19 protein-coding genes and 3 pseudogenes are annotated in these 19,649 nt (G+C 71.6%); 12 read left to right on the plus strand and 10 right to left on the minus strand.

All coding sequences use genetic code 11. The features are described 5' to 3' along the window. Positions 1-3: 3 nt before the first annotated feature. From AC2CHE_RS06360 to AC2CHE_RS06380, 5 genes are read right to left on the minus strand one after another with little or no spacing between them, the layout of a single operon-like run. Positions 4-435: a hypothetical protein gene (locus tag AC2CHE_RS06360; protein ID WP_484503955.1), complete on the minus strand. Its 432-nt coding sequence runs from the start codon at positions 433-435 to the stop codon at positions 4-6. Beyond that, positions 432-1,649 (minus strand): molybdopterin-dependent oxidoreductase, encoded by a 1,218-nt coding sequence (locus AC2CHE_RS06365; protein ID WP_484503956.1) that lies wholly within the window; start codon positions 1,647-1,649, stop codon positions 432-434. The genes AC2CHE_RS06360 and AC2CHE_RS06365 overlap by 4 nt, the downstream gene beginning before the upstream one ends. After that, a complete protein-coding gene (locus AC2CHE_RS06370) occupies positions 1,646-2,287 on the minus strand; it encodes a methyltransferase domain-containing protein (protein WP_484503957.1) in 642 nt (213 codons plus the stop codon). Before AC2CHE_RS06370 ends, AC2CHE_RS06365 begins: the two co-directional genes overlap by 4 nt. Then, complete coding sequence (locus tag AC2CHE_RS06375; protein ID WP_484503958.1) at positions 2,284-2,943, minus strand: TIGR04282 family arsenosugar biosynthesis glycosyltransferase; 660 nt, start codon at positions 2,941-2,943, stop codon at positions 2,284-2,286. The genes AC2CHE_RS06370 and AC2CHE_RS06375 overlap by 4 nt, the downstream gene beginning before the upstream one ends. Further along, positions 2,940-3,599 (minus strand): glycosyltransferase family 2 protein, encoded by a 660-nt coding sequence (locus tag AC2CHE_RS06380; RefSeq protein ID WP_484503959.1) that lies wholly within the window; start codon positions 3,597-3,599, stop codon positions 2,940-2,942. The genes AC2CHE_RS06375 and AC2CHE_RS06380 overlap by 4 nt, the downstream gene beginning before the upstream one ends. A gap of 123 nt (positions 3,600-3,722) precedes the next feature. Between AC2CHE_RS06380 and AC2CHE_RS06385 the strand changes: the two genes are divergently transcribed. From AC2CHE_RS06385 to AC2CHE_RS06395, 3 genes are read left to right on the plus strand one after another with little or no spacing between them, the layout of a single operon-like run. Further along, complete coding sequence (locus tag AC2CHE_RS06385) at positions 3,723-4,772, plus strand: NAD-dependent epimerase/dehydratase family protein (protein ID WP_484503960.1); 1,050 nt, start codon at positions 3,723-3,725, stop codon at positions 4,770-4,772. Next, positions 4,769-6,154 carry a hypothetical protein gene (locus AC2CHE_RS06390; RefSeq protein ID WP_484503961.1) on the plus strand — a complete coding sequence of 462 codons (1,386 nt, stop codon included), beginning with the start codon at positions 4,769-4,771 and terminating at the stop codon, positions 6,152-6,154. Before AC2CHE_RS06385 ends, AC2CHE_RS06390 begins: the two co-directional genes overlap by 4 nt. A gap of 34 nt (positions 6,155-6,188) precedes the next feature. Then, positions 6,189-6,992 carry an S-methyl-5'-thioadenosine phosphorylase gene (locus AC2CHE_RS06395; protein WP_484503977.1) on the plus strand — a complete coding sequence of 268 codons (804 nt, stop codon included), beginning with the start codon at positions 6,189-6,191 and terminating at the stop codon, positions 6,990-6,992. A gap of 36 nt (positions 6,993-7,028) precedes the next feature. On the opposite strand, the gene AC2CHE_RS06400 is transcribed toward AC2CHE_RS06395, so the two are convergent. Next, a complete protein-coding gene (locus AC2CHE_RS06400) occupies positions 7,029-7,157 on the minus strand; it encodes a hypothetical protein (protein ID WP_484503962.1) in 129 nt (42 codons plus the stop codon). A gap of 57 nt (positions 7,158-7,214) precedes the next feature. Here AC2CHE_RS06400 and AC2CHE_RS06405 point away from each other — a divergent pair, with 57 nt between their 5' ends. After that, positions 7,215-7,643, plus strand: coding sequence for a GNAT family N-acetyltransferase (locus AC2CHE_RS06405; protein ID WP_484503963.1), 429 nt, complete (start codon positions 7,215-7,217; stop codon positions 7,641-7,643). 124 nt (positions 7,644-7,767) lie between these two features. Continuing rightward, positions 7,768-8,016: pseudogene (locus AC2CHE_RS06410) on the plus strand (GNAT family N-acetyltransferase); the annotation flags it as partial. 47 nt (positions 8,017-8,063) lie between these two features. Here the strand turns inward: AC2CHE_RS06410 and AC2CHE_RS06415 are convergent. Next, on the minus strand, positions 8,064-8,471 hold the full coding sequence (locus AC2CHE_RS06415) for a nitroreductase family deazaflavin-dependent oxidoreductase (protein WP_484503964.1): 408 nt from the start codon (positions 8,469-8,471) through the stop codon (positions 8,064-8,066). Between the two features lie 154 nt (positions 8,472-8,625). Between AC2CHE_RS06415 and AC2CHE_RS06420 the strand changes: the two are divergent. Beyond that, a pseudogene (locus tag AC2CHE_RS06420) lies at positions 8,626-9,222 on the plus strand (SGNH/GDSL hydrolase family protein); the annotation flags it as partial. A gap of 89 nt (positions 9,223-9,311) precedes the next feature. Here AC2CHE_RS06420 and AC2CHE_RS06425 read toward each other — a convergent pair. Continuing rightward, positions 9,312-10,427, minus strand: a complete 1,116-nt coding sequence (locus AC2CHE_RS06425; protein WP_484503965.1) for a MerR family transcriptional regulator — start codon at positions 10,425-10,427, stop codon at positions 9,312-9,314. Between the two features lie 313 nt (positions 10,428-10,740). On the opposite strand from AC2CHE_RS06425, the pseudogene AC2CHE_RS06430 reads away from it, so the two are divergent. Further along, a pseudogene (locus AC2CHE_RS06430) lies at positions 10,741-11,123 on the plus strand (hypothetical protein). A 342-nt stretch (positions 11,124-11,465) separates the two neighbouring features. Continuing rightward, the gene (locus AC2CHE_RS06435) at positions 11,466-12,680 is read left to right on the plus strand and encodes an MFS transporter (protein WP_484503966.1); all 1,215 of its coding nucleotides are present in this window, start codon (positions 11,466-11,468) and stop codon (positions 12,678-12,680) included. 118 nt (positions 12,681-12,798) lie between these two features. Here the strand turns inward: AC2CHE_RS06435 and AC2CHE_RS06440 are convergent, their stop codons facing one another. Next, positions 12,799-13,170, minus strand: a complete 372-nt coding sequence (locus AC2CHE_RS06440) for a DUF1330 domain-containing protein (RefSeq protein ID WP_484503967.1) — start codon at positions 13,168-13,170, stop codon at positions 12,799-12,801. 345 nt (positions 13,171-13,515) lie between these two features. Beyond that, the gene (locus AC2CHE_RS06445; RefSeq protein WP_484503968.1) at positions 13,516-14,529 is read right to left on the minus strand and encodes a threonine ammonia-lyase; all 1,014 of its coding nucleotides are present in this window, start codon (positions 14,527-14,529) and stop codon (positions 13,516-13,518) included. Between the two features lie 154 nt (positions 14,530-14,683). Here AC2CHE_RS06445 and AC2CHE_RS06450 point away from each other — a divergent pair, with 154 nt between their 5' ends. From AC2CHE_RS06450 to AC2CHE_RS06465, 4 genes are all read left to right on the plus strand, one after another. Continuing rightward, complete coding sequence (locus tag AC2CHE_RS06450) at positions 14,684-15,427, plus strand: ABC transporter ATP-binding protein (RefSeq protein WP_484503969.1); 744 nt, start codon at positions 14,684-14,686, stop codon at positions 15,425-15,427. A gap of 62 nt (positions 15,428-15,489) precedes the next feature. Next, the gene (locus tag AC2CHE_RS06455) at positions 15,490-17,808 is read left to right on the plus strand and encodes an ABC transporter permease (protein WP_484503971.1); all 2,319 of its coding nucleotides are present in this window, start codon (positions 15,490-15,492) and stop codon (positions 17,806-17,808) included. Between the two features lie 37 nt (positions 17,809-17,845). Next, positions 17,846-18,340, plus strand: coding sequence for a YcxB family protein (locus AC2CHE_RS06460; protein ID WP_484503972.1), 495 nt, complete (start codon positions 17,846-17,848; stop codon positions 18,338-18,340). A 385-nt stretch (positions 18,341-18,725) separates the two neighbouring features. Then, on the plus strand, positions 18,726-19,649 hold a 924-nt coding region (locus AC2CHE_RS06465), incomplete at its 3' end, for a non-reducing end alpha-L-arabinofuranosidase family hydrolase (RefSeq protein ID WP_484503973.1).

The following is a 19,649-nucleotide window of genomic DNA, read 5'->3' on the forward strand; positions in this document are numbered from 1 at the left end:
GGGTCACCGTACGCCGCTCGGAGGGCCTTTCGGATTCCTTACGGCCTGCCGCCGCCGGACCACGCACACCAGCAGCGTCGTGGCGGCGACGACGAGCAGGACGGCGGCCAGGTTGCGGCCGTAGGGCAGCGGCAGCACCGAGGCGTTGTCGGCCGCGCGTCCGAACCCCAGGGCGAGGGGGAGTCCCACCACGGTGACCGCGGCGGCGGTGAGCACGGCCGTCCGGATCGTCGGCCGGTACCGCGACGGGACGCGGGTCAGCGCGACACCGACGGCCAGCACCGCCGCCATCCAGGCGACGTCGTGGCCCACCAGCACCGCGGCCAGGAAGAGCAGCACCCCGCCCGGCGCCACGTCGCTGTCGGTGAGGGCGCCGACGACGGCGTACGCCATGAGCAGGCAACCACCGACCACCAGCACGGTCCGGATCCTCATCGTGGCCCCACCACGGTGATCCGGCTGAGCCACTTGGTCTGCAGCACGCCGGGTCGGTTCGGTGCGATCAGCCGCGCCGGGTAGCCGTGGTCGAGGTGCAGGGGCTCGCCGCCCAGCCGCAGCGCGACCAGGGTCAGTGGATCTCCGACGTGTTCCGGTGGCACGGTGCAGGCCCGGTATCGTCCGCCGACCTGCAACGACTCGACCCAGGCCGACGAGCGTCGAGGATCGGCACCGACGAGCGCGACCAGGTCGCCCAACCGCACGCCGGTCCACGTTCCGGTGGCACTCCAGCCCTCCACGCAGGCGATCGGCAGCTCCGCGGTGTACTGCGGAAGTCGGTGAAGGGCGGCGAGGTCCAGGCTGACGCTGCGTACCGGTCCGATAACCCACAGCCGGTACCCCGGGTCGAGGGCGGCGCCCCGCACTCCGGCGCCGGCCGCGGTCCGGTTCACCGGAAGGCCCTGCGGTCCCACGTCGGGGTGGCGTGGGGCGAGCACCGCGAGACCGGTCAACGGCCGGAGCGTCTGCCCGACGGTGGTCAGGGTGATCAGCCCGGACACGGCGGCGACGCCGCCGAGCAGGGCACGCCGGTTCAGCCCGTCCTGCCGTGGCTCGCCGACCGGCGGGCGGGCGAGCGCGGCGCGAACCGCGGGCAGGTGTACGCCGATGTGCACCAGGAGCCCGCCGACCGCCAGCCAGGCCACCCAGTAGTGCCCGGCGGTGAAGAAGAACGGCATCGGGGCGTACCAGCGGGAGATGTTGAGCACCCCACTGACCAGCAGGAACAGTGCCGATGCGACAAGCAGGCCGGTGCCCACGCGTTCGGCCGCGTGGGCGATCGAGCGGGCCGGCGGCCAGCTGAACAGGCGCGGGTACACCGACCACAGCTTGACGCCGAGCAGCGGAATCGAGGCGAGCCCGGTCGCCACGTGCAGACCCTGCGTGAAGCGGTAGAGCCCGACCGGGCGGGCCGGCCACCAGAACCAACCCGGCGGGTGCTGGATCAGGTGGCTGAGCAGACCGGTGGCGAAGCAGATGCCGAACGCCACGCCGAGGGCGACGCCGAGCTGACTGGTCAGCCGGGTCGACCGCAGCCGGGACCGGAACACCCCGGGGCGCAGCGGTCCGCGCCGCAGCGCCACCGGTGGTGCCGGCAACGGCGCCAGGCACCACCGGGCGAGGCGCCGCAGCACAGCCGCGCGGCCGGTCACCGGGGGGCCAGGGTGGCGAACCACCGACCCGCCTCCGTCCAGGTGTGCAGCACCCGCATCGCGGTGGCGTCGGCAAGCTCGGGAAGCTCGTCGACGGGTACGCAGGCCCAGGGCAGCACGCGGTCGGCACCGTCCGGGGTCTGCACGGTCGCGGTCCCGGACCAGGCCGGCGTGCCGGGCGGTGCCAGCTCCACGTGGAGGCGCCCGTCGGCAGCCAGCAGTTGACGGCAACGGCGAAGCAGCCGGTACGGGTCACCGCCGATGCCGATGTTGCCGTCGGCCAGCAGCAGGTGCCGCCAGCGGCCGGCGCCGGGCACCGGACCGAAGACGTCGCGGTGCAGGGCGGGCGCGCCACGACGGCGGGCCAGCCGAACCGCGCTGGCGCTGACATCGATGCCGAGGGCCGGCCGGCCGGCGTGCACGAGGGCGCTGGTGAGCCGGCCGGGGCCGCAGCCGACGTCGAGGGTGTGGCCGGTGCAGCACCCGATCAGCGCATCATCTCCGGCGATCGCGTCCCGGCACCAGGCGGCCGGGTCGAATCGGTGGACACCGCCGCTGGCGTGTCGGGCGGTGAAGGCGGCCGGGATGCCGGCGGCGGCCCGGTCGATCGCGGTGTCGAAGACCGCGACGGCGTTCACCGGGCGACCGGTGCCGGCTGCGGCACCTCGGTGGCGACGGCGCGGGCGAACCGGCTGCCGGGCGGGCACAAGCTGGCCACGGCCCGGGCGTCGGCCGCCGTGTCCACGTCGGACAGCCAGGGCAGCAGGCGTACCCGCAGGCCACGCCGACGCAACGCGGCCAAGGTGGATCGGCCGGTGGTCGCCGTGGAGGTCGCGATGGTACGCAGCACGGTGGCGTGGCCGGGATCGCGCAGTCCCAGTGTCCACCAGCCGCCGTCGGTGGCCGGGCCGAGCACCGCGTCCGGGCCGCCCGCTGCGGCCAGCAGCTCTCCGGCCGCATCGAGGTGATCGACGATGAGTTGTGGGGTGTCCATGCCGATCAGCACGGCGGGTGTGCCGGGTACGCGGGCGTCCGCGAACGCGTTGGCGAGGCGGTCGCCGAGTGAGTCGCCGCGCTGGGGGAGCGTCGCCCAACCCGGCGGCGCGGGGTGGGCGCCGTCGAGGACGAGAACGCGGGAACCGGCCGCCGCCGTGGTGACGGTGTCGAGGGTGTCGGCCAGCGCTGCGGCGGCGACCCGGGCCGCCTGCTCGGGGGTGCAGGGTGGGCAGAGCCGCGTCTTGACGCGTCCGGGTGTCGGTGCCTTGGCCAGCACCAGGATCTGGGTGGCGCTCACCGGGCCAACACCGCGCTCATGTCGCGGATGGCACGGGCGGTGCCGAGCACGGTGCCGGTCACCTTCGAGCGGGTGCCGGCCGCCCTCCGGTGGTAGTCGACGTCGATTTCGACCACCCGCCAACCGGCCCGGTCCGCCGAGATCAGCAACTCCAACGGGTAGCCGAACCGCCGGTCGCGCAGCCCCAGCGCCAGCAGGTCGTCGCGGCGTACCGCCCGCATCGGGCCGATGTCGTGCACGTCCAGGCCGGTGGTGCGACGCAGCCGATGGGCGAGGACGGCGTTGGCGGCGCGGGCGTGCAGCGGCCACACGCCCCGGCCGACCGGGCGGCGCCGGCCGGTCGCCAGCTGCGCCTGACCGGTGCGTACGCGGGCGGCCAGCCGGGGCAGTTGCGTCGGGTCGAAGGAGCCGTCAGCGTCCATCACGCACACCACCCCGTCGGCGGGGTCGGCCGCCTCGACACCGGCGTGTACGGCGGCACCGTAGCCGGGCTCGGCGACGCTGATCACCTCCGCGCCGTGGGCGCGAGCCACCTGGGCCGAGCCGTCGGTCGAGCCGTTGTCCACCACGATCGGCCGGTAGCCGGCCGGCATCCGGGCCAGCAGGCCGGGCAGTGCCGGTGCCTCGTTCCGGCAGGGAAGTACCACATCGGTCATGTCGCGGACGCTAATCAGCATCGAGCGGGGCAGGTATTACCAGCCGATGATGAAGTCTTACGAGACGCTGACGGCTGCCCGTCACGGCCGCCGCCGGCGCCCGGCTGGTTCTAGCGTCGGCGCGTGACCCACGTACTCGTCACCGGCGGAGCCGGCTTCATCGGGACCCATGTCGTCACCGCGCTGCACCGGGCCGGTCATCAGGTGTCCGTCGTGGACGCCGGCCATCCGGGCGCGCACCGGGCGCCACTGCCGGAGACCGTGGCCGGCGCCCCGCTGCGTCGGGTCGACCTGCGTGACCGGGCCGCCGTCGCCGCCGCCCTGACCGGCGTCGACGTGGTCGTGCACCAGGCGGCCATGGTCGGGCTCGGCGTGGACCTCGACGACCTGCCCGAGTACGTCGGCTGCAACGATCTCGGCACCGCCGTGCTCCTGGCCGAGATGGCCCGCGCGGGTATCCACCGGCTCGTGCTGGCCAGCTCGATGGTCGTCTACGGCGAGGGCGCCTACACCTGCGTCCGGCACGGTGCGGTACGCCCCGCTCCACGCGCTGCCACCGACCTGGCCGCCCGGCGATTCGAGCCCGCCTGCTCCGACTGCGGCACCGCTCTGGAGCCGGGACTCGTCGACGAGGACGCGCCACTGGACCCGCGCAGCGTGTACGCCGCCACCAAGGTCGCCCAGGAACACCTCACGGCGGCCTGGTGCCGGCAGACCGGTGGCACCGTGGTGGCGTTGCGGTACCACAACGTCTACGGGCCCGGCATGCCGCGCGACACGCCGTACAGCGGCGTCGCGGCGATCTTCCGGTCCGCGTTGGCGGCGGGACGGGCCCCGCGCGTGTTCGAGGACGGTCGCCAGCGACGCGACTTCGTCCACGTGGACGACGTGGCGGCGGCCAACCTCGCCGCGGTGACGGCAACCGGGAGCCGCACCGGCTGGCGGGCCTACAACGTCGCCTCCGGCCACCCCGCCAGCATCGGGGAGATGGCCGCCGAACTCGCCCGGGCCGCCGGCGGTCCCACGCCGGTGGTCACCGGCGAGTTCCGGCTCGGCGACGTGCGCCACGTGGTCGCCTCACCGGCCCGTGCCCAGGCCGAACTCGGATTCCGCGCGGCGGTCCGCCTGGCCGACGGAGTCCGGCAGTTCGCCCACGCACCACTGCGCGGATGAGCACGACGCTCCTGGCCCGACTGCGGCGCACCACCGCACGCGCCGACCTGATCGCCGTCGGGGTCGCCGTCGGGTTGTTCGCCGCCGCCGCCGGTGTCGGCGGTCTGCTCCACCTGCTGGGACGTCCGGTGCACGCCAGCGCGGCGCCGCTGTTCGCGCAGTGGCGGCCGCACGTCGGCCCCGGCACCCCGCTGGCGGTGGGGTTGGCGGTCCTGGTCTGCTGGCGCGGAGCCGCCCTGGCGGCCCGGCTGCCGTGGCGGCGGCTGCTCGTCCTGTCCTACGCCACCGCGGTGGCCTGGACGCTGTCACTGGCGCTGATCGACGGCTGGCAACGCGGCGTCGCCGACCGGCTGACCACCCACCACGAGTATCTGCACGAGGTGCCCGGCGTCACCGACATCCCCGCCATGCTGGGCGCCTTCACCTCCCGGATCCTCGACTTCCAACCGGACTCCTGGACCACCCACGTCTCCGGTCACCCGCCCGGAGCGCTGCTGGTGTTCGTCTGGCTGGACCGGATCGGGTTGGCCGGTGGCGGATGGGCGGGGGCGGTCTGCATCGGCACGGCGGCGCTCACCGCCGTCGCCGTGCCGCACACCGTGCGGCTGCTCGGCACCGACGACGCGGCGCGGGCGGTGCTGCCGTTCGCGGCGTTGTTCCCGGGAGCGGTCTGGTCCGGCGTCTCCGCCGACGGCCTGTTCGCCGGGGTCACCGCCACGGGCACCGTCCTGCTGGCGTACGGCGTCACCCGGGGCAGCGCGCTCGGCGCGCTCGGCGGCGGCACGCTGCTCGGTTTCGGCTGCTACCTCTCCTACGGGCTGGTGCTGATGGCCCCGATCGCGGTGGCCGTGGTGATCCTGGGTCACCGGCACCGGTCCACCGCCTGGTGGGCGCTCGGCGGTGCGGCACTCGTGGTGGGCTCGTTCACGGCTGCCGGCTTCGACTGGTTGACCGGCTACCACCTGGTCATCGAGCGCTACTACCAGGGCATCGCCAGCCGGCGCGCGTACGGCTACTGGGTCTGGGCCAACCTGGCGATCCTCACCGTCGCCGCCGGCCCGGCGGCTGCCGTCATCCTCCGCCGCGCGGCGGTCGCCGGATGGGGGGCGGTCTCGTCACGGTGGCCGATCGACCTGCTCCGGCCGCACCATGACAACCCCCGGTACGCCGCCTGGCTGCTGCCCGTTGCCGCGGCGGCGGCGATCGTCGCCGCGGACCTGTCCGGCTACAGCAAGGCCGAGGTCGAACGCATCTGGCTGCCCTTCACCGGGTGGCTCATGGCCGGTGCCGCCCTGATTCCCGCCACCGGTCGCCGTACCTGGCTCGGCGCCCAGGCAGCGGTGGCTCTCGCGATCAACCATCTGCTCCTGACCACCTGGTAGGCCGCGACCCGGCCGGTAGACATTGGAGGTGAACGTGTCCCCATCCGCGGAACTCGCCGTCATCGGCGGCTCGGGTCTCTACGCGCTGCTCGACGGCGCCACCGAACACGTCGTCGAGACGCCGTACGGTGCCCCGTCCGACGCGGTGACGATCGCCGACGTCGGCGGCCGTACGGTGGCGTTCCTTCCCCGGCACGGCCGCGACCACCGGCACCCTGCGCACCGGATCCCCTACCGGGCCAACCTGTGGGCGCTGCGGTCGCTCGGGGTACGCCAGATACTCGCGCCGTGCGCCGTCGGTGGCCTGCGGTCGGAACTCGGGCCGGGTACGTTCGTGGTGCCCGATCAACTCGTGGACCGGACCAGCGGCCGGGTGCAGACGTACTACGAGCAGGGCGCGGTGCACGTCTCCTTCGCCGACCCGTACTGCCCGGTCGGTCGGCGTACCCTGCTCGCGGCTGCCAACGGCCGCTCGGTGCCCGCCCACGACGGCGGGACCATGGTGGTGGTGGAGGGGCCGCGCTTCTCCACCCGGGCCGAATCCCGGTGGTACGCGACGGTCGGCGGCGCGGTCATCAACATGACCGGCCACCCGGAGGCGATTCTCGCTCGGGAGTTGGCTATCTGCTACAGCTCCATCGCCCTGGTGACCGATCTGGACGCCGGTGTGGAGAGCGGTCACGGGGTGACCCAGCAGGAGGTGTTCCGGGTCTTCGGGGAGAACACCGAGCGGTTGCGGGGGCTGCTGCTCGACGCGGTCGCCGCGCTCCCGGTCGAGCGGGACTGTCCCTGTCCGCACAGCCTGGTCGGCATCACCCTCCCGATCGAGCTGCCCTGACCCCCGGCCGAGCGGCGGAAACCGTGTCCGTCCGGCTCAGCCGGCCTTCAGATCCAGGGACGACGTCGCCTGGCGTGACGCCGCGCAGGCCTCGCGGTGCGCCTGCTGGGCCTTGGCCGGCTGTGCGACGACCTGGTTGGCGAAGGTGGGTGGGTAGGAAGGCATGGACGTAGCACCCAGACCGTCACTCAGCAGAGGCAGCATCGCCCTTAGACTCGTCGGGTGATCGTGCGCAGGGCAGACGTGGCGGACGTGGCGGCGCTCGCGGAACTACGTGGCATCGACGGGAACACGCTCCGGGCGTACGCCGACTGGGTAGCCGCCCACGCGCAGACGCACCTGCCGTTCGTCGCCGAGATCGACGGACTGGTGGTGGGTGCCGCCTGGCTCCATGTCGCGCAACGGGTGCCGGCTAACGGATCGCTTGAGCGCTGGTACGGCGACATCCAGTCGGTCGAGGTCCGTGCGGAGTACCGCAACCGCGGCGTCGGCGGCGCACTGATGGCCGCGATCCTGGCCGAGGCCCGCGCCCGGCGGCTGCTGCACGTGACCGTCCACTCCGGCCGCCGCGCGGTCGACTTCTACCTGCGCAACGGCTTCAGCCATCACCGCCAGCTCCTGCTCTGGGAGCCGACGCACCGGTCGCCATGACCGTACGCCGCCGTTCGCCTGCTGCGACCGACCTGCCCGACCCGGACCTGCCCGGCCCGACCCGGACCGGCAGCGTAATTCGGTCGTGTGCGGTGCGGCCGGCGGGGACGATACGGCGATGCCCGGTGCACCCGAGGGATTCGGCTGGCACCTGCATCCGGACGTCTGGGGGCACGGCTACGCCACCGAAGCAGCGGCGGCGGTCCTGGACGACGCGTTCGAACGAGGTTTGACGAGGGTCGTCGCGGTCACGAAGCCGGACAACCATGCCTCCCAGTCCGTCTGCCGGCGGCTCGGCATGACGCGCCTCGGCCGGACGACGAGGTACTACGACACGACGAACGAACTCTTCGAGAAGCTGGCCGGCCTCTGACCTCGGCATCGTGACCGGGACGTGTCGACCTCTCCGATCGTTGCTCGCTACGGCGCGGGTTCGAGTACGACGACGGGGATCTGGCGGGTGGTCCTCCGCTCGTAGTCGGCGAAGATTGGGTACGCGGCCTTCTGCGCGCTCCAGATCCGTTCCCGCTCGTCCCCGGTGGCGACTCGGGCGACCAACTCGACCGTGTCCGTCCCGATCTCCGCTTGAGTGCGCGGATGGGCGAGCAGGTTGTGGTACCAGTCGGGGCTGGTGGGCGCGCCGGCTTTGGACGCGAACACCGCATAGCCGCCGTCCACCTTCTGATACATCATCGGGTGTACGCGGGGCTGGCCGCTCTTGGCGCCGACCGTGTGCAACAGCAGCAGCGGCTCGCCAGCGATATGACCGCCCACCTGCCCGCCGTTGGCGCGAAACTCGGCGATCACCTTGTCGTTCCAGTCGCTCATGTCTTCCCCTCGACCAGTGCCTCCGGCTCCTTGAGTCCAATTCTGACAGTTCCGGCTCCGCCTCACACCGTGACGCGACCGGCACCGCGCGAGCTTCTCCACCGACCCTCCGTGGCGGGTGGTCACTCCCCTCGGGACGCGGACAACGGCAGGAGTGGACGGACAACGGCCCGGGTCAAGGCCTCGGCGGTGGTGCGCGGGGCGGCGGTGGCGGTTGATCCTTCGGAGTGGTAGCGCAGGAACGACGCGTGGAAGCCTGCGCCGACCAGGACGGACGCGACAGCGTTCGGGTTCGCGTCGGAGCGGATGCGGTCGTTGGCCTGCTCGGCCTGGAGGTAGTTGGCGAAGACGGCGGCAGCCCTTGGGTGCGCTTCGTGAACGGCCCGAACACCGTGGATACGAGTTCGTCAACGCCGCTGTCAACGGCGACACCAGCGCCGACCCACGCCAGCGGGTCGACACCGACATCATCGCGTGGTATCCGGCCGTGATCATGATCATGATCGGCGGCAACGACGTGCGCGACGGCGTACCGCTGGATCAGGACCGGGACAACCCCACTGCGATCATCGACCGGGTCGAGTCCGGTACCACCGCCCGGATCGCGTTGCTGTCCCTGCCACCGCTCGGCGAGGACCTGGACTCCGAACTCAACCGGAAGCTCAGCACGTACAACACCGTGATCCAGCAGACCGCGACCCGCGCCGAGGTCGACTACCTGCCCCGACGCGAGCAACTGGCCGGCATCCTTCGGCAGCGCATCGACGACCCCGCACCATACGACTTCAGTTTCCCGCTGGCCTTCGGTGCGGCGACCCAGCACTATCTGAACCGGGCGGCTCATGCCACGAGCAGGCGGAGACCCAGCTCCGCCGCGTCGAGGGCGACGAGGTCGCGGTTGCGCTCGGCCCACCGGCCCGAGGCCAGGTCCTCGCGGAGTCTGCTGACGGCCCGCTGCTCGGCCTGCGGTCCGACCCGGGCCCACACCGAGACCGCGCGGCGTACGTGTTCGTCCAGGTACGCCTCAGGTCGACGCCAGTACGCCTCGAAGAACCCGTCGACGCAGTCCCACGGCACGAGCACCGGCTCGGCGCGTCCGCCGATCGCGCCGGCCAGATCGGCCAGCGACGGCCATCCGACGAGGAGGTCCGCGAACTCCGGCAGATAATCGCGGGTGAGCCAGAATCGTTGACGCCAGCCGGTGTCGTCGGCGTCGTACGTGAACACCGCCACGCGGCGGGCCACCCGTCGCATCTCGCGCAGGCCGGCGACCGGATCCGGCCAGTGGTGCACCGTGCTGACCGCCATCGCCGCATCGAACGACTGGTCCTCGAACGGCAGACTCTGCGCAGCGGCGGCCACGCACGGCGCCGCGCCCGAGGGCCGCAGCGCCCGCATGACCGCCGACGGCTCCACCGCCGTGACGTCGCGGTCGGGTGGCTCGTACGAGCCGGTGCCGGCTCCGACGTTCAGCACCGTCCGGGCGTCACCCAACGCATCCCAGATGCGCTCGGCGACCCGTGGCTCGGTGCGTCGGGTCGCGGGATAGTCGGCTCCGATGGCGTCGTACAACTGCGCCCCGAACACTCTCAACTGCTCCTCCGGTGTCGTCCTGATTCCCCTCGCCCGTGCCTCCAGCTCCCGGTCGATGGCCGTCACCATGGCGTCAGCGCGATCACGCTGATCCATCAGCAGGCCCCGCAGCCGGCACAGATGCGCGACCGCGTCCGTGGTCGGATCGTCGACCAGATCCGCGATCTCGCGCAGCCCGAAGCCGAGCCGCCGGTAGGCGAGCACCTCCCGGAGCCGCTCCACATCGTCGGGGGAGTAGGCCCGGTGTCCGGCCGCGGTTCGGGTGGACGGTTCGAGCAGGCCGATCTCGTCGTAGTGGTGCAGGGTGCGGACGCTGACGCCGGCCAGCTCCGCCACCCGTCCCACGGTCAGGTGCTCCGCCATGGCACCGACTATCGGGCATCACGCCGCGTGAGGAGCAAGGCTTCGCTGCCGCATGGTCGCCTGTCGCGGTGCCCGAAGTTCTCCGCGATGCCATCCGGAAGCCCTGTTGCCTACCCTGGTCGCATGGAAGCTCTTCCCGCGTAAGTCCATCTGGGGCGGCGCGGAGGAGTTGGTTCTCGGCGACACCCCGGGTGGGCTCGGTCCGCAAGACTTGGCGTGGCGTACCCCGGTAGACAGTCTCGGTCCGGGGCGGAGTGCAACCCGGCGGTGGCTGACCCGGATCGCGGGCTCGGGGCGCAGCTACGCTGACCGGGTGCGGTTAGCCATCATGGCCGGCACCCACCTGCCGAAACGTGCCCGGAACCTCCCGCCCGGACTGTGGGCCGCCGTCGACGCTGCGTACCTTGTCGTCCATGCCGGCGATTGGCTCAGCGCCGCCTTGCTCGACGACCTGGAGCGGCGCAGCGCGCGGCTCGCTCCCCGACTGCGACCTGCTCGTTTTCGGCCACTCCCATATCCCTGGGCAGCGATGCCCCCGGTGGTCTGCGGTTGCGCAATCCCGGCTCGCCGACCGACCGGCGCCGTCAGCCGTACGCGGCATATCTCACCGCCGGAGCGTCTGAGTCACTCGACCGACGCGGAGTCATCACCCTGAGCGGTATGTCACTCAGACATATTTATGTCTCGGTGACATAGCGCTTCATCGAATAGTGCCGTTCGCCTCGGTCGGCCGCGCCGCCGACTGATCGCGGCCACGGGCAGGTCGACTGTCACGCCGGTCGGCGGTGCAGCTCCAGAGACGAGGTGCGGCCCCAGGGACGACCGGTCGAGGACCAGCCGGCTAGGCGACGGCGACGACACCAGGATCCTAGGATGTCTGAGCGGTTGTGGGTGGCATCACGGCAGGTAGCGCAGACCCGGACAGCTACGCAAAGTTGGGCAGGGGCAGGGGCAGGGGCAGGGGCAACCGGCATCCGCGACGGCTGCGAACGAGCAGTGACGCATCGCTCGACCCGCTGCGCACCAAGATGATCTACGGTGGCAATCGAGGAGCGGATGATGTCACGACCCGGGGTGCAGCGGGCGTTGATCGCTGTCGTCCAGGTCCTCAGCCTGGCGGTGTGGTTCTCGGCCTCCGCCGTGGTACCGGCGCTACGCGAGTCGTGGCAGATCAGCGCCGCCGCATCCGTGTGGCTGACCGCGTCCGTCCAACTCGGCTTCGTCGCCGGTGCCGTCACGTCCACCGTGCTGAACCTGGCCGACCGGATCAGGCCGCACCTGCTGATGGCCGGCTGCGCCGCGCTGGCCGCCGCCTGCACCGGCGTCTTCGCCCTCACCGTCGACGGGCTGGCCGGGGCCGTCCCGTTGCGTTTCCTCACTGGTGTCTTCCTGGCCGGGGTGTACCCGGCCGGCATGAAGCTGACCGGGTCCTGGGCACCGCCGGCCCGCCGGGGGCTCGCCTTCGGCGTCCTGATCGGCGCGCTGACCCTCGGCTCGGCGCTGCCGCACCTGATCGGGGGGCTGGGCAACCTGCCGTGGCGTGGTGTGATGGGCACCGCGGCCGGCTGCGCGCTGCTCGGCGCGGTGGTGGCCGTGATCCTGGTGCGGGAGGGTCCGCAGTTCGCCCTGGGCACGCCACCGCGTCCGTACCCTCGGTACGCCCTGGCGATGTTCGCGCAGCGTGGCCCCCGGCTGGTGAACCTGGGCTACTTCGGACACATGTGGGAGCTGTACGCGCTGTGGACCTGGCTGCCCAGCTTCCTGATCGCTGGCACGGCCGCCCGGACCGGTGACGACGACGGGAACGTCAGCCTGCTCGCGTTCCTGTCCATCGGCCTCGCCGGAGTCGCCGGATGCCTGGCCGGCGGGTGGGCCGCGGACCGATTCGGGCGACCCCGGGCTGCCTTCACCGCACTGGTGGTCAGCGGCGCCTGCTGCCTGGCCTCGCCACTGTTCTTCACCGCGCCGCCCGGTGCCGTCGTGCTGCTGGCCGTGGTGTGGGGTGCCGCGGTGATCGCGGACTCCGGCGTCTTCTCGACCGCCCTGAGCGAGGTCGCCGACAAGCGGTACGTCGGCACCGCGCTCACCGCGCAGACGGCCATCGGGTTCGCCCTGACCGTCGTCACCATCCAACTCGTTCCCGTGCTGGCCGACGCGGTCGGCTGGCGTTGGGCGTTCCTGCTGCTCGTCCCGGGCCCGTTCGTCGGTGCGCTGGCGATGCGCGCCTTCGGCCGCGCGTCCGCTCGCACCTGAGCAGCGGAGCGGGTGCCGCCGTCGGGGTGGCGGGCGGCGGCGGTCCGACTGTCGGTCATCGCTCACGAGGTAGGGCGGCGGCCGATCGGCGGGTGTCGACCGCCGGCCTGCCCGCTGGTCAGCTGCTGCGCCACGGCGTGGTCGGTTGCAGGACCGCCTGTTGCAGGGCGACGGTTCGCCACCGTGTGACCTGCTGGTACTCCGGGTCGGCGACCATCTGGCTGAAAGCCGTCCGGCTCGGGTACCGCACCAGCAGCACCGCGTCCCACGCCTGGCCCTCCTCCGCGACCAGGGCCGGTCCACCGTCACCGGCATAGAGCACCTCTCCGCCGTGGCGGGGCAGGAGGGTCTCGCGCAGCGCGGCGGCGTACCGCTCGTACGACTCCCGTCCACCGTCGGCGAAGCGCAGCAGGTTGAGCATCACCACAGGCGCCTCGGGGTCGGTGGCGAGGAACTCCTTCAAATCCCGACCGGTCGGGTCGACGGCCATGTCGCGTCTCCTTCCGTTGAGGGTGGCGACATCAGAACACAGACCTCGGTGGTGGGAGAAGTCCTGGTGGTCGGCTGAGGGTGGTGCGGGGGGCGGCAAGCTCAGGGGCGGCCGGGGCCGGGGGCGGCGGACTGGACAGCTCCCGGGGGCATGGGATGGACGGTGATGTCCTGGGTGACGGAGGCGACCCTTCCAGGAACCGCGTCATGGTGCTTGCTGTCCGTCGTTCTCGGCGGCTGACAGGTGTTTTTCCGTCGCGTCTTCACCATAGGCAGCCGGCGTCGTCGGATTCTCGGAATGCGCGACACCACCTGGATTGGTGCGGCCTGGGCCCTCGCAGGGCGCTCAGCGGATCTGCCGGCGGCGGCCCACGTCGGCTTCATTTCCCCCGCGACGGGTTGGGCGGACCCAGCGGTGATAGGCGTCGACGTCGACGTTGCTGCCGCAGACGATGGTGGCGACGTGTCGGCCGGCGAAGCGGTCAGGATCTTCGAGGATGGCGGCGACGCCGAGCGCGGCTGACGGTTCGGCGACGAGGCCGGCCTGGTCGAGGAGCAGCCGCATGGCGGTGATGATCGAGGTTTCCTGGACGAGGATGGCGTCGTCGGCGACCAGGAGCAGGTCGTCCAGGACAGCCGGGATGGGGCACCGGCCGGCGACGCCGTCGGCGATGGTGTTGGTCGATTCGGTGGTGACGACCTCCCGCTGGCGCCAGGAGCGGGTCATCGCCGGTGCGCCCAGCGGCTGGACGCAGAGCACCTCGACCTGGGGTGCCTGTTCCTTCAGGACGTGTCCGACACCCGTGGCCAGCGCGCCGCCGCCGAGGGCGAGCAGCACCGCGTCGAAGGGCGGCGCGGTGTCCACCAGTTCCAGGCCGATGGTGCCCGCGCCTTCGCAGGTCTCGATGTCCAGGCTGTCTTCGAGGAGCCGGATGCCGCGCTGCTGGGCGATGGCTGCCGCCCGCTCGCGGGCCAGCTCGTGGTCGCCGTCGACCAACTCCAGCGTGGCGCCCAGGGCCCGGATGCGATCGAGTTTGGCGACGGTCGCATGGCGGGTGGCCACGACGGTGACGTCGAGCCCTTGCCTGCGACCGGACCAGGCGAGGGCCTGGCCGAGGTTTCCCGCGCTGGCGCACACCACCGCGTGTTGTTCCTCGTCGGCGAGCCGGCTCGTGACCAGTTCGGTGCCACGGGCCTTGAAGCTGCGGACCGGGTTCGCGGTTTCGAGCTTGACGCTCACGGCACATCCGAGGTCGGGCTCCAGCGGCTCACATCGGTACAGCGGAGTGTCGAGGAAGACCGGGTCGATGATCCGGCGAGCAGCCCGGATCCGGGCGGTGTCGAGCCGCGTTCTCAGCACGACCGAGCAGCCTAGCGGCGGGCCCGTCGGGCTGCATCGGGCTGCAGGCCATTCGGGGCCGGGGAAATCTTTCACATTTCTGTCACGAACCGGTACCGCACCGGAGCGTCCGGCAGAGTGGCGGACGCTGACTTTCGGCCTGACAAGGGTGGGCGTGATCTTGACCCGTCACGGGACGAACGGCTCGACCAGCGATCGGCCGGTGGACGAACGAGTGATCCACGTGCGCGACGTGGTGAAGACGTATCCGGTGCCCGGTGGCGAGTTTCCCGCGCTGAGCGGGGTGGACATCTCGGTGAACGCCGGCGAGTTCACCGCGGTGGTAGGTCGATCGGGCAGCGGCAAGACGACACTGCTGAACCTGCTCGCCGGGATCGACCGGCCGACCGCCGGGGAGATCAGGGTCGCCGGGATCGCGGTGCACGAGGTACCCGAGGCCCGGTTGGCGGCTTGGCGGGGGCGCGCGGTCGGGTTGGTGTTCCAGTTCTTTCAGTTGCTGCCGACGCTGACCGTCGCGGAGAACGTGATGCTGCCGATGGACTTCTGCGGCACGGTTCCGGCGCGCCGCCGCCGGCCGCTCGCGCTGGAGTTGCTGGGCCGCGTCGGCATCGCCGACCACGCCGACAAGGTGCCGGCCGGGTTGTCCGGCGGGCAGCAGCAGCGGGCCGCGATCGCGCGGGCGCTGGCCAACGACCCGCCTGTCATCCTGGCCGACGAACCGACCGGCAATCTCGACAGCGCCACCGCCGCGGCCGTGCTCGGACTGTTCCGGGATCTGGCCCGGGCCGGCAAGGCCGTCGTGATGGTCACCCACGAGCGCGACCTCTCCGGCTACGCCGACCGCCTGGTCACGCTGGTTGACGGGCGGGTGGCGGAGGACGTGGCGGTCTCAGCGTGATGCGGCCACGGACGGTCAAGATGTGGCGGGACCTCTCGGCCGCCCGGGGCCGGGTAGCGGTCATGATCCTCGCGATCGCGGTGGCGATGTCCGGTGTCGGTGCGCTGCTCATCGCCCGTACCGTGATCGTCCGGGAGGCCGAGGCGGTCTATGCCGGCACCAACCCGGCGAGCGCGACCCTGGAGGTCGAAGGCGGCGTCGATGCCGCCCTGCTCGCCGAGGTTCGCACCCGATCCGGTGTCACGGACGCCGCGGCTCGTCAGACCGTCCTCACTCGGGTCCGGGTCGGTGATCAGTGGCGTCGCATGTTGCTGTTCGTCGTCGCGCCGGACGATCCGATGCGGGTGGCGAAACTGCGGATGGAGTCCGGTGCCTGGCCACCCGCCGACGGTGAACTGCTCATCGAACGTACCGCGAAACCTGTCCTGGACGCGGCAACCGGCGACAGCCTGGCGGTCGCCGGCCCCTCCGGCGCGACGACGCAGGTGCGGATCTCCGGCACCGTCTACGACGCCGCATTGGCCCCGGCCGGGCAGGAGAGCACCGGCTACGGCTACCTGACCCCGGCCGGGCTGGCTCGCCTCGGCTTCACCGCGTCGGCCGACGAGCTGCGCATCGTCACGACCGAACGGGACGAGGCCACTGTGGCGGCGACCGCGACCGCTGTCGCGGCATGGTTGACTGCCCAGGGCCGCGAGGTGCATCTGATCCAGGCACCTCCGTACCAGCATCCGCACCACAGCCAGTCCGAGACGATCACCGGCATGTTCCTGGCCTTCGCCGTCGCGGCCCTGGTTCTCGCCGGAGTCCTGGTGGCGGCGACACTGGGCGCGATGCTGGCGGCACAGACCCGTCAGATCGGCATCATGAAAACCGTCGGCGCCACCACCGGCCAGCTGCTGCGGGGCTACCTGGGGGCGGTTGCCGCGATCGCCGCGACCGCCACCGTGCTGGCCGTCGGCCCGGCACTGCTGGCCGGGTACGGGCTGACCGGGCTGGTCGCCGAGATGCTCAACGTCGAGCTCGCCAACCTGGCGACGCCGTGGTGGGTGCCGGCGGCTTATCTCGCCGCCGGGCTCGCGATCCCGCTGGCGGTCGCGCTCGTACCGCTGGTCCGGGCGGCCCGGATCACCGTCCGGTCCGCACTCGACGAGTATGGTGCCGGGACGAGGGTGGGCGCACGGCGCAGCGACCGGTGGCTGATCCGGCTGCGCGGTGGCCGGCTCAGCGCCCTCGCCCTGCGCAATCTGCTGCGCCACCGGGGCCGGCTGGCGTTGACCCTGGGACTGCTGGCCGCCGGCGGGGCGATGTTCACCAGCGGGCTCAACAGCTCTGCCGCCTGGCGGAGCTGGGTCGACGACGGCATGGCCCGCCGTGCCTACGACGCGCAACTGCGGCTCGCCACGCCGGCGCCGGTCGACACCATCACCAGCGCCGCGAGCGCCGTCGACGGCGTGATCGCGGTCGAACCGTTCGTGTCACTGCCGGCCACGCCGGCTAGCGCGGACGGGCAGATCGAGGTGGAGCGCACCTACCCCGACGACGGACACGGCCGGTTCCTGCTCGCCGCGTTGCCCGTGCCCACCCGCATGGTCGACTTCGAGGTCACCGCCGGCCGCTGGCTACAGGCAGCAGACACCGACGGCGTCGTGCTGAACCAGAGCGCCGTATCGCGGCTCGGCGATCCGCGTGTCGGCGACGAGGTGCACCTGGCCGTCGACGGAGTGGTCGGGCGGTGGCGGCTCGTCGGCACCGTCGCGGAGGCCGGCGGACCCGCCACCGCGTACACGAGCCCGCAGAGCGTCACCCGGTTCGTCGAACCGGGGACCGCCAACATGCTGCACATCGTCACCGCCGGAGATACCGCGGCGGTCAGCGGCGCGGTGGAAGGGGCGCTCGTCAGCGCGGGGCTGACGGTCGGCGAGTCGATGCTCACCGAGGACCTGCGCACGGCGATCGACGAGCACGTGGCCATCTTTATCGGCACCCTGCTCGCACTCGCCGCGCTGATGGCGGCCGTCGGCATCCTCGGGTTGGCCGCCACGATGAGCATCACCGTCACCCAACGCACCCGGGAATACGGCGTCATGCAGGCCATTGGTGCCCGTCCCGCCGTCATCCGCCGTATGGTCCTCCTCGAAGGCACCATCACTGGTCTGCTCGGCTCGCTCGTGGCGATCATCCTCGGAGTTCCGCTGTCCGTCCTGGTGGGCGAACTGCTCGGCCGGATCTCCTTCGGGTTGCCGTTGCCGCTGCGACTCTCACCGGGCGGACTCGTCGGCTGGCTGCTGCTCTCGCTGGTCGCAGCGGCAGCCGCATCGCTGGTCGCGGCACACCGAGCGGCCCGGCTCACCGTTCGGGAGACCCTCAACTACCAGTGAAGCGGTGCCGCGCCCGCGGAGGCACTATCGTGCTGGCGTGCAGATCCGTTTCGACGTTCCCGCCGATCCCGCCTACCCGGGCCGGGTGGCAGCTGCCCTCAGCGGTGCTCAGGTACGGAGGTACGGTCTCATCGGGGCGGTGCTGGCAGCGGTCGGTGTGATCGGTTTCGTCGTCTCACGGGGGCTCGGCTGGGGCGAGCAGACTCTGTCGGTGTGGATGACGCTGGTCCTGGGTGGTCTGCTGGCGATGCTGTACTGGCCGTGGCTGCGGTGGCGGGCCCGGCGTCGCTCCAGCGGCTATGCCGTCGAGGGCGGCTACGACATCACCGAGGACAACATCATGATGCGCAGCGGCTCGGAGTCCGGCGGCATCGCTTGGGACGGGGTGACAAAGGTGCGGGCCACCCCGGAGTTCTGGATCGTGTACGTGGGGCGGATGCCGGCGACCGTGATCCCGCGTCACCTGATGTCCGCCGAGGACGCGGAGACACTGCGTGCCTACCTGGCCGATCGTGGGCTGCTTCGGAGCTGACCTGATCTGCGGCCGACGCCAGGAGAACTGCGCCGGCCGAGAACCAGCGCGGCTCTGCCCCTGAGTCTTCTCCCTCCACGTCTCGTCGCTGACGTGCTTTTCAGCATTGATGGTCTGGGCGAGGTCGTCGTGACGTCGTCCGCCGTCATTGGCTGAGAACGTTCACCTGCCTGATCGGTCGGCTTGGGCTGCCTGCCTGCGTACGCGTCTGGTGGTCGGGTGGCCGGTTCTTGGCAGCTCAGAGACGATCAGATAATCGATGACCAACGATCGATGCTTGAGGGTATGGGAGCGCTCCCGTAATATACGCGACGCAGCTGTTAACGTTCACCTAACACGGACAGACGCCAATGTGTGTCTGTCGACCCGTCCCGGAGGGTGGCTTATGTCAAGATCTAGATCGGTCAATGCAGCTATGGCGTCACTCGGTGCGGCGTTGCTGGCGTCGACGGCGCTCGTCGTGGCGATGCCGGCAAGTGCGGCGGCGGCGGGCTGTTCGGTGAACTACGCGGTGTCCTCGCAGTGGCCAGGCGGCTTCGGCGCCAACGTCACCATCACCAACCTCGGTGACCCGCTGACCAGTTGGACGTTGACGTGGTCGTTCGGTGCCGGGCAGACCGTCACCCAGTCATGGAACACCACCCTGACCCAGAACGGCGCCGCCGTCACCGCCAGGAACGTCAGCTACAACGGCAGCATCTCCACCAACGGCACCGCCTCGTTCGGCTTCAACGGTTCCTCGAACAGCAGCAACCCCGCACCCACCAACTTCGCCCTCAACGGCGTGACCTGCACCGGAGGCGTCGCCCCCACCACCCCACCGACCACTCCACCCACGACGCCGCCGACCACGCCACCGACCACTACGCCGCCGACCACGCCGCCGCCGTCGGGTACGTGTGACCTGCCGTCGTCGTACCGGTGGTCGTCGACGGGTGCGCTGGCGCAGCCGCGGTCGGGGTGGGTGTCGTTGAAGGACTTCACGCATGCGCCGTACAACGGTCAGCACCTGGTGTACGCGACCACGCACGACACGGGCACGTCGTGGGGTTCGATGAACTTCGGCTTGTTCTCGAACTGGAACCAGATGGGTTCGGCCAGCCAGAACCAGATGCCGTTCTCGGCGGTCGCGCCGTCGTTGTTCTACTTCGCCCCGCGTGACGTGTGGGTGCTGGCCTACCAGTGGGGTGGGCCGGCGTTCTCGTACCGCACCTCGACCGACCCCACCAACGTGAACAGCTGGTCGGCGCACCAGACACTGTTCAGCGGGTCGATCTCGAATTCGAACACCGGCCCGATCGACCAGGCG

The sequence above is a fragment of the Micromonospora sp. ATLC16 genome (assembly GCF_057196645.1).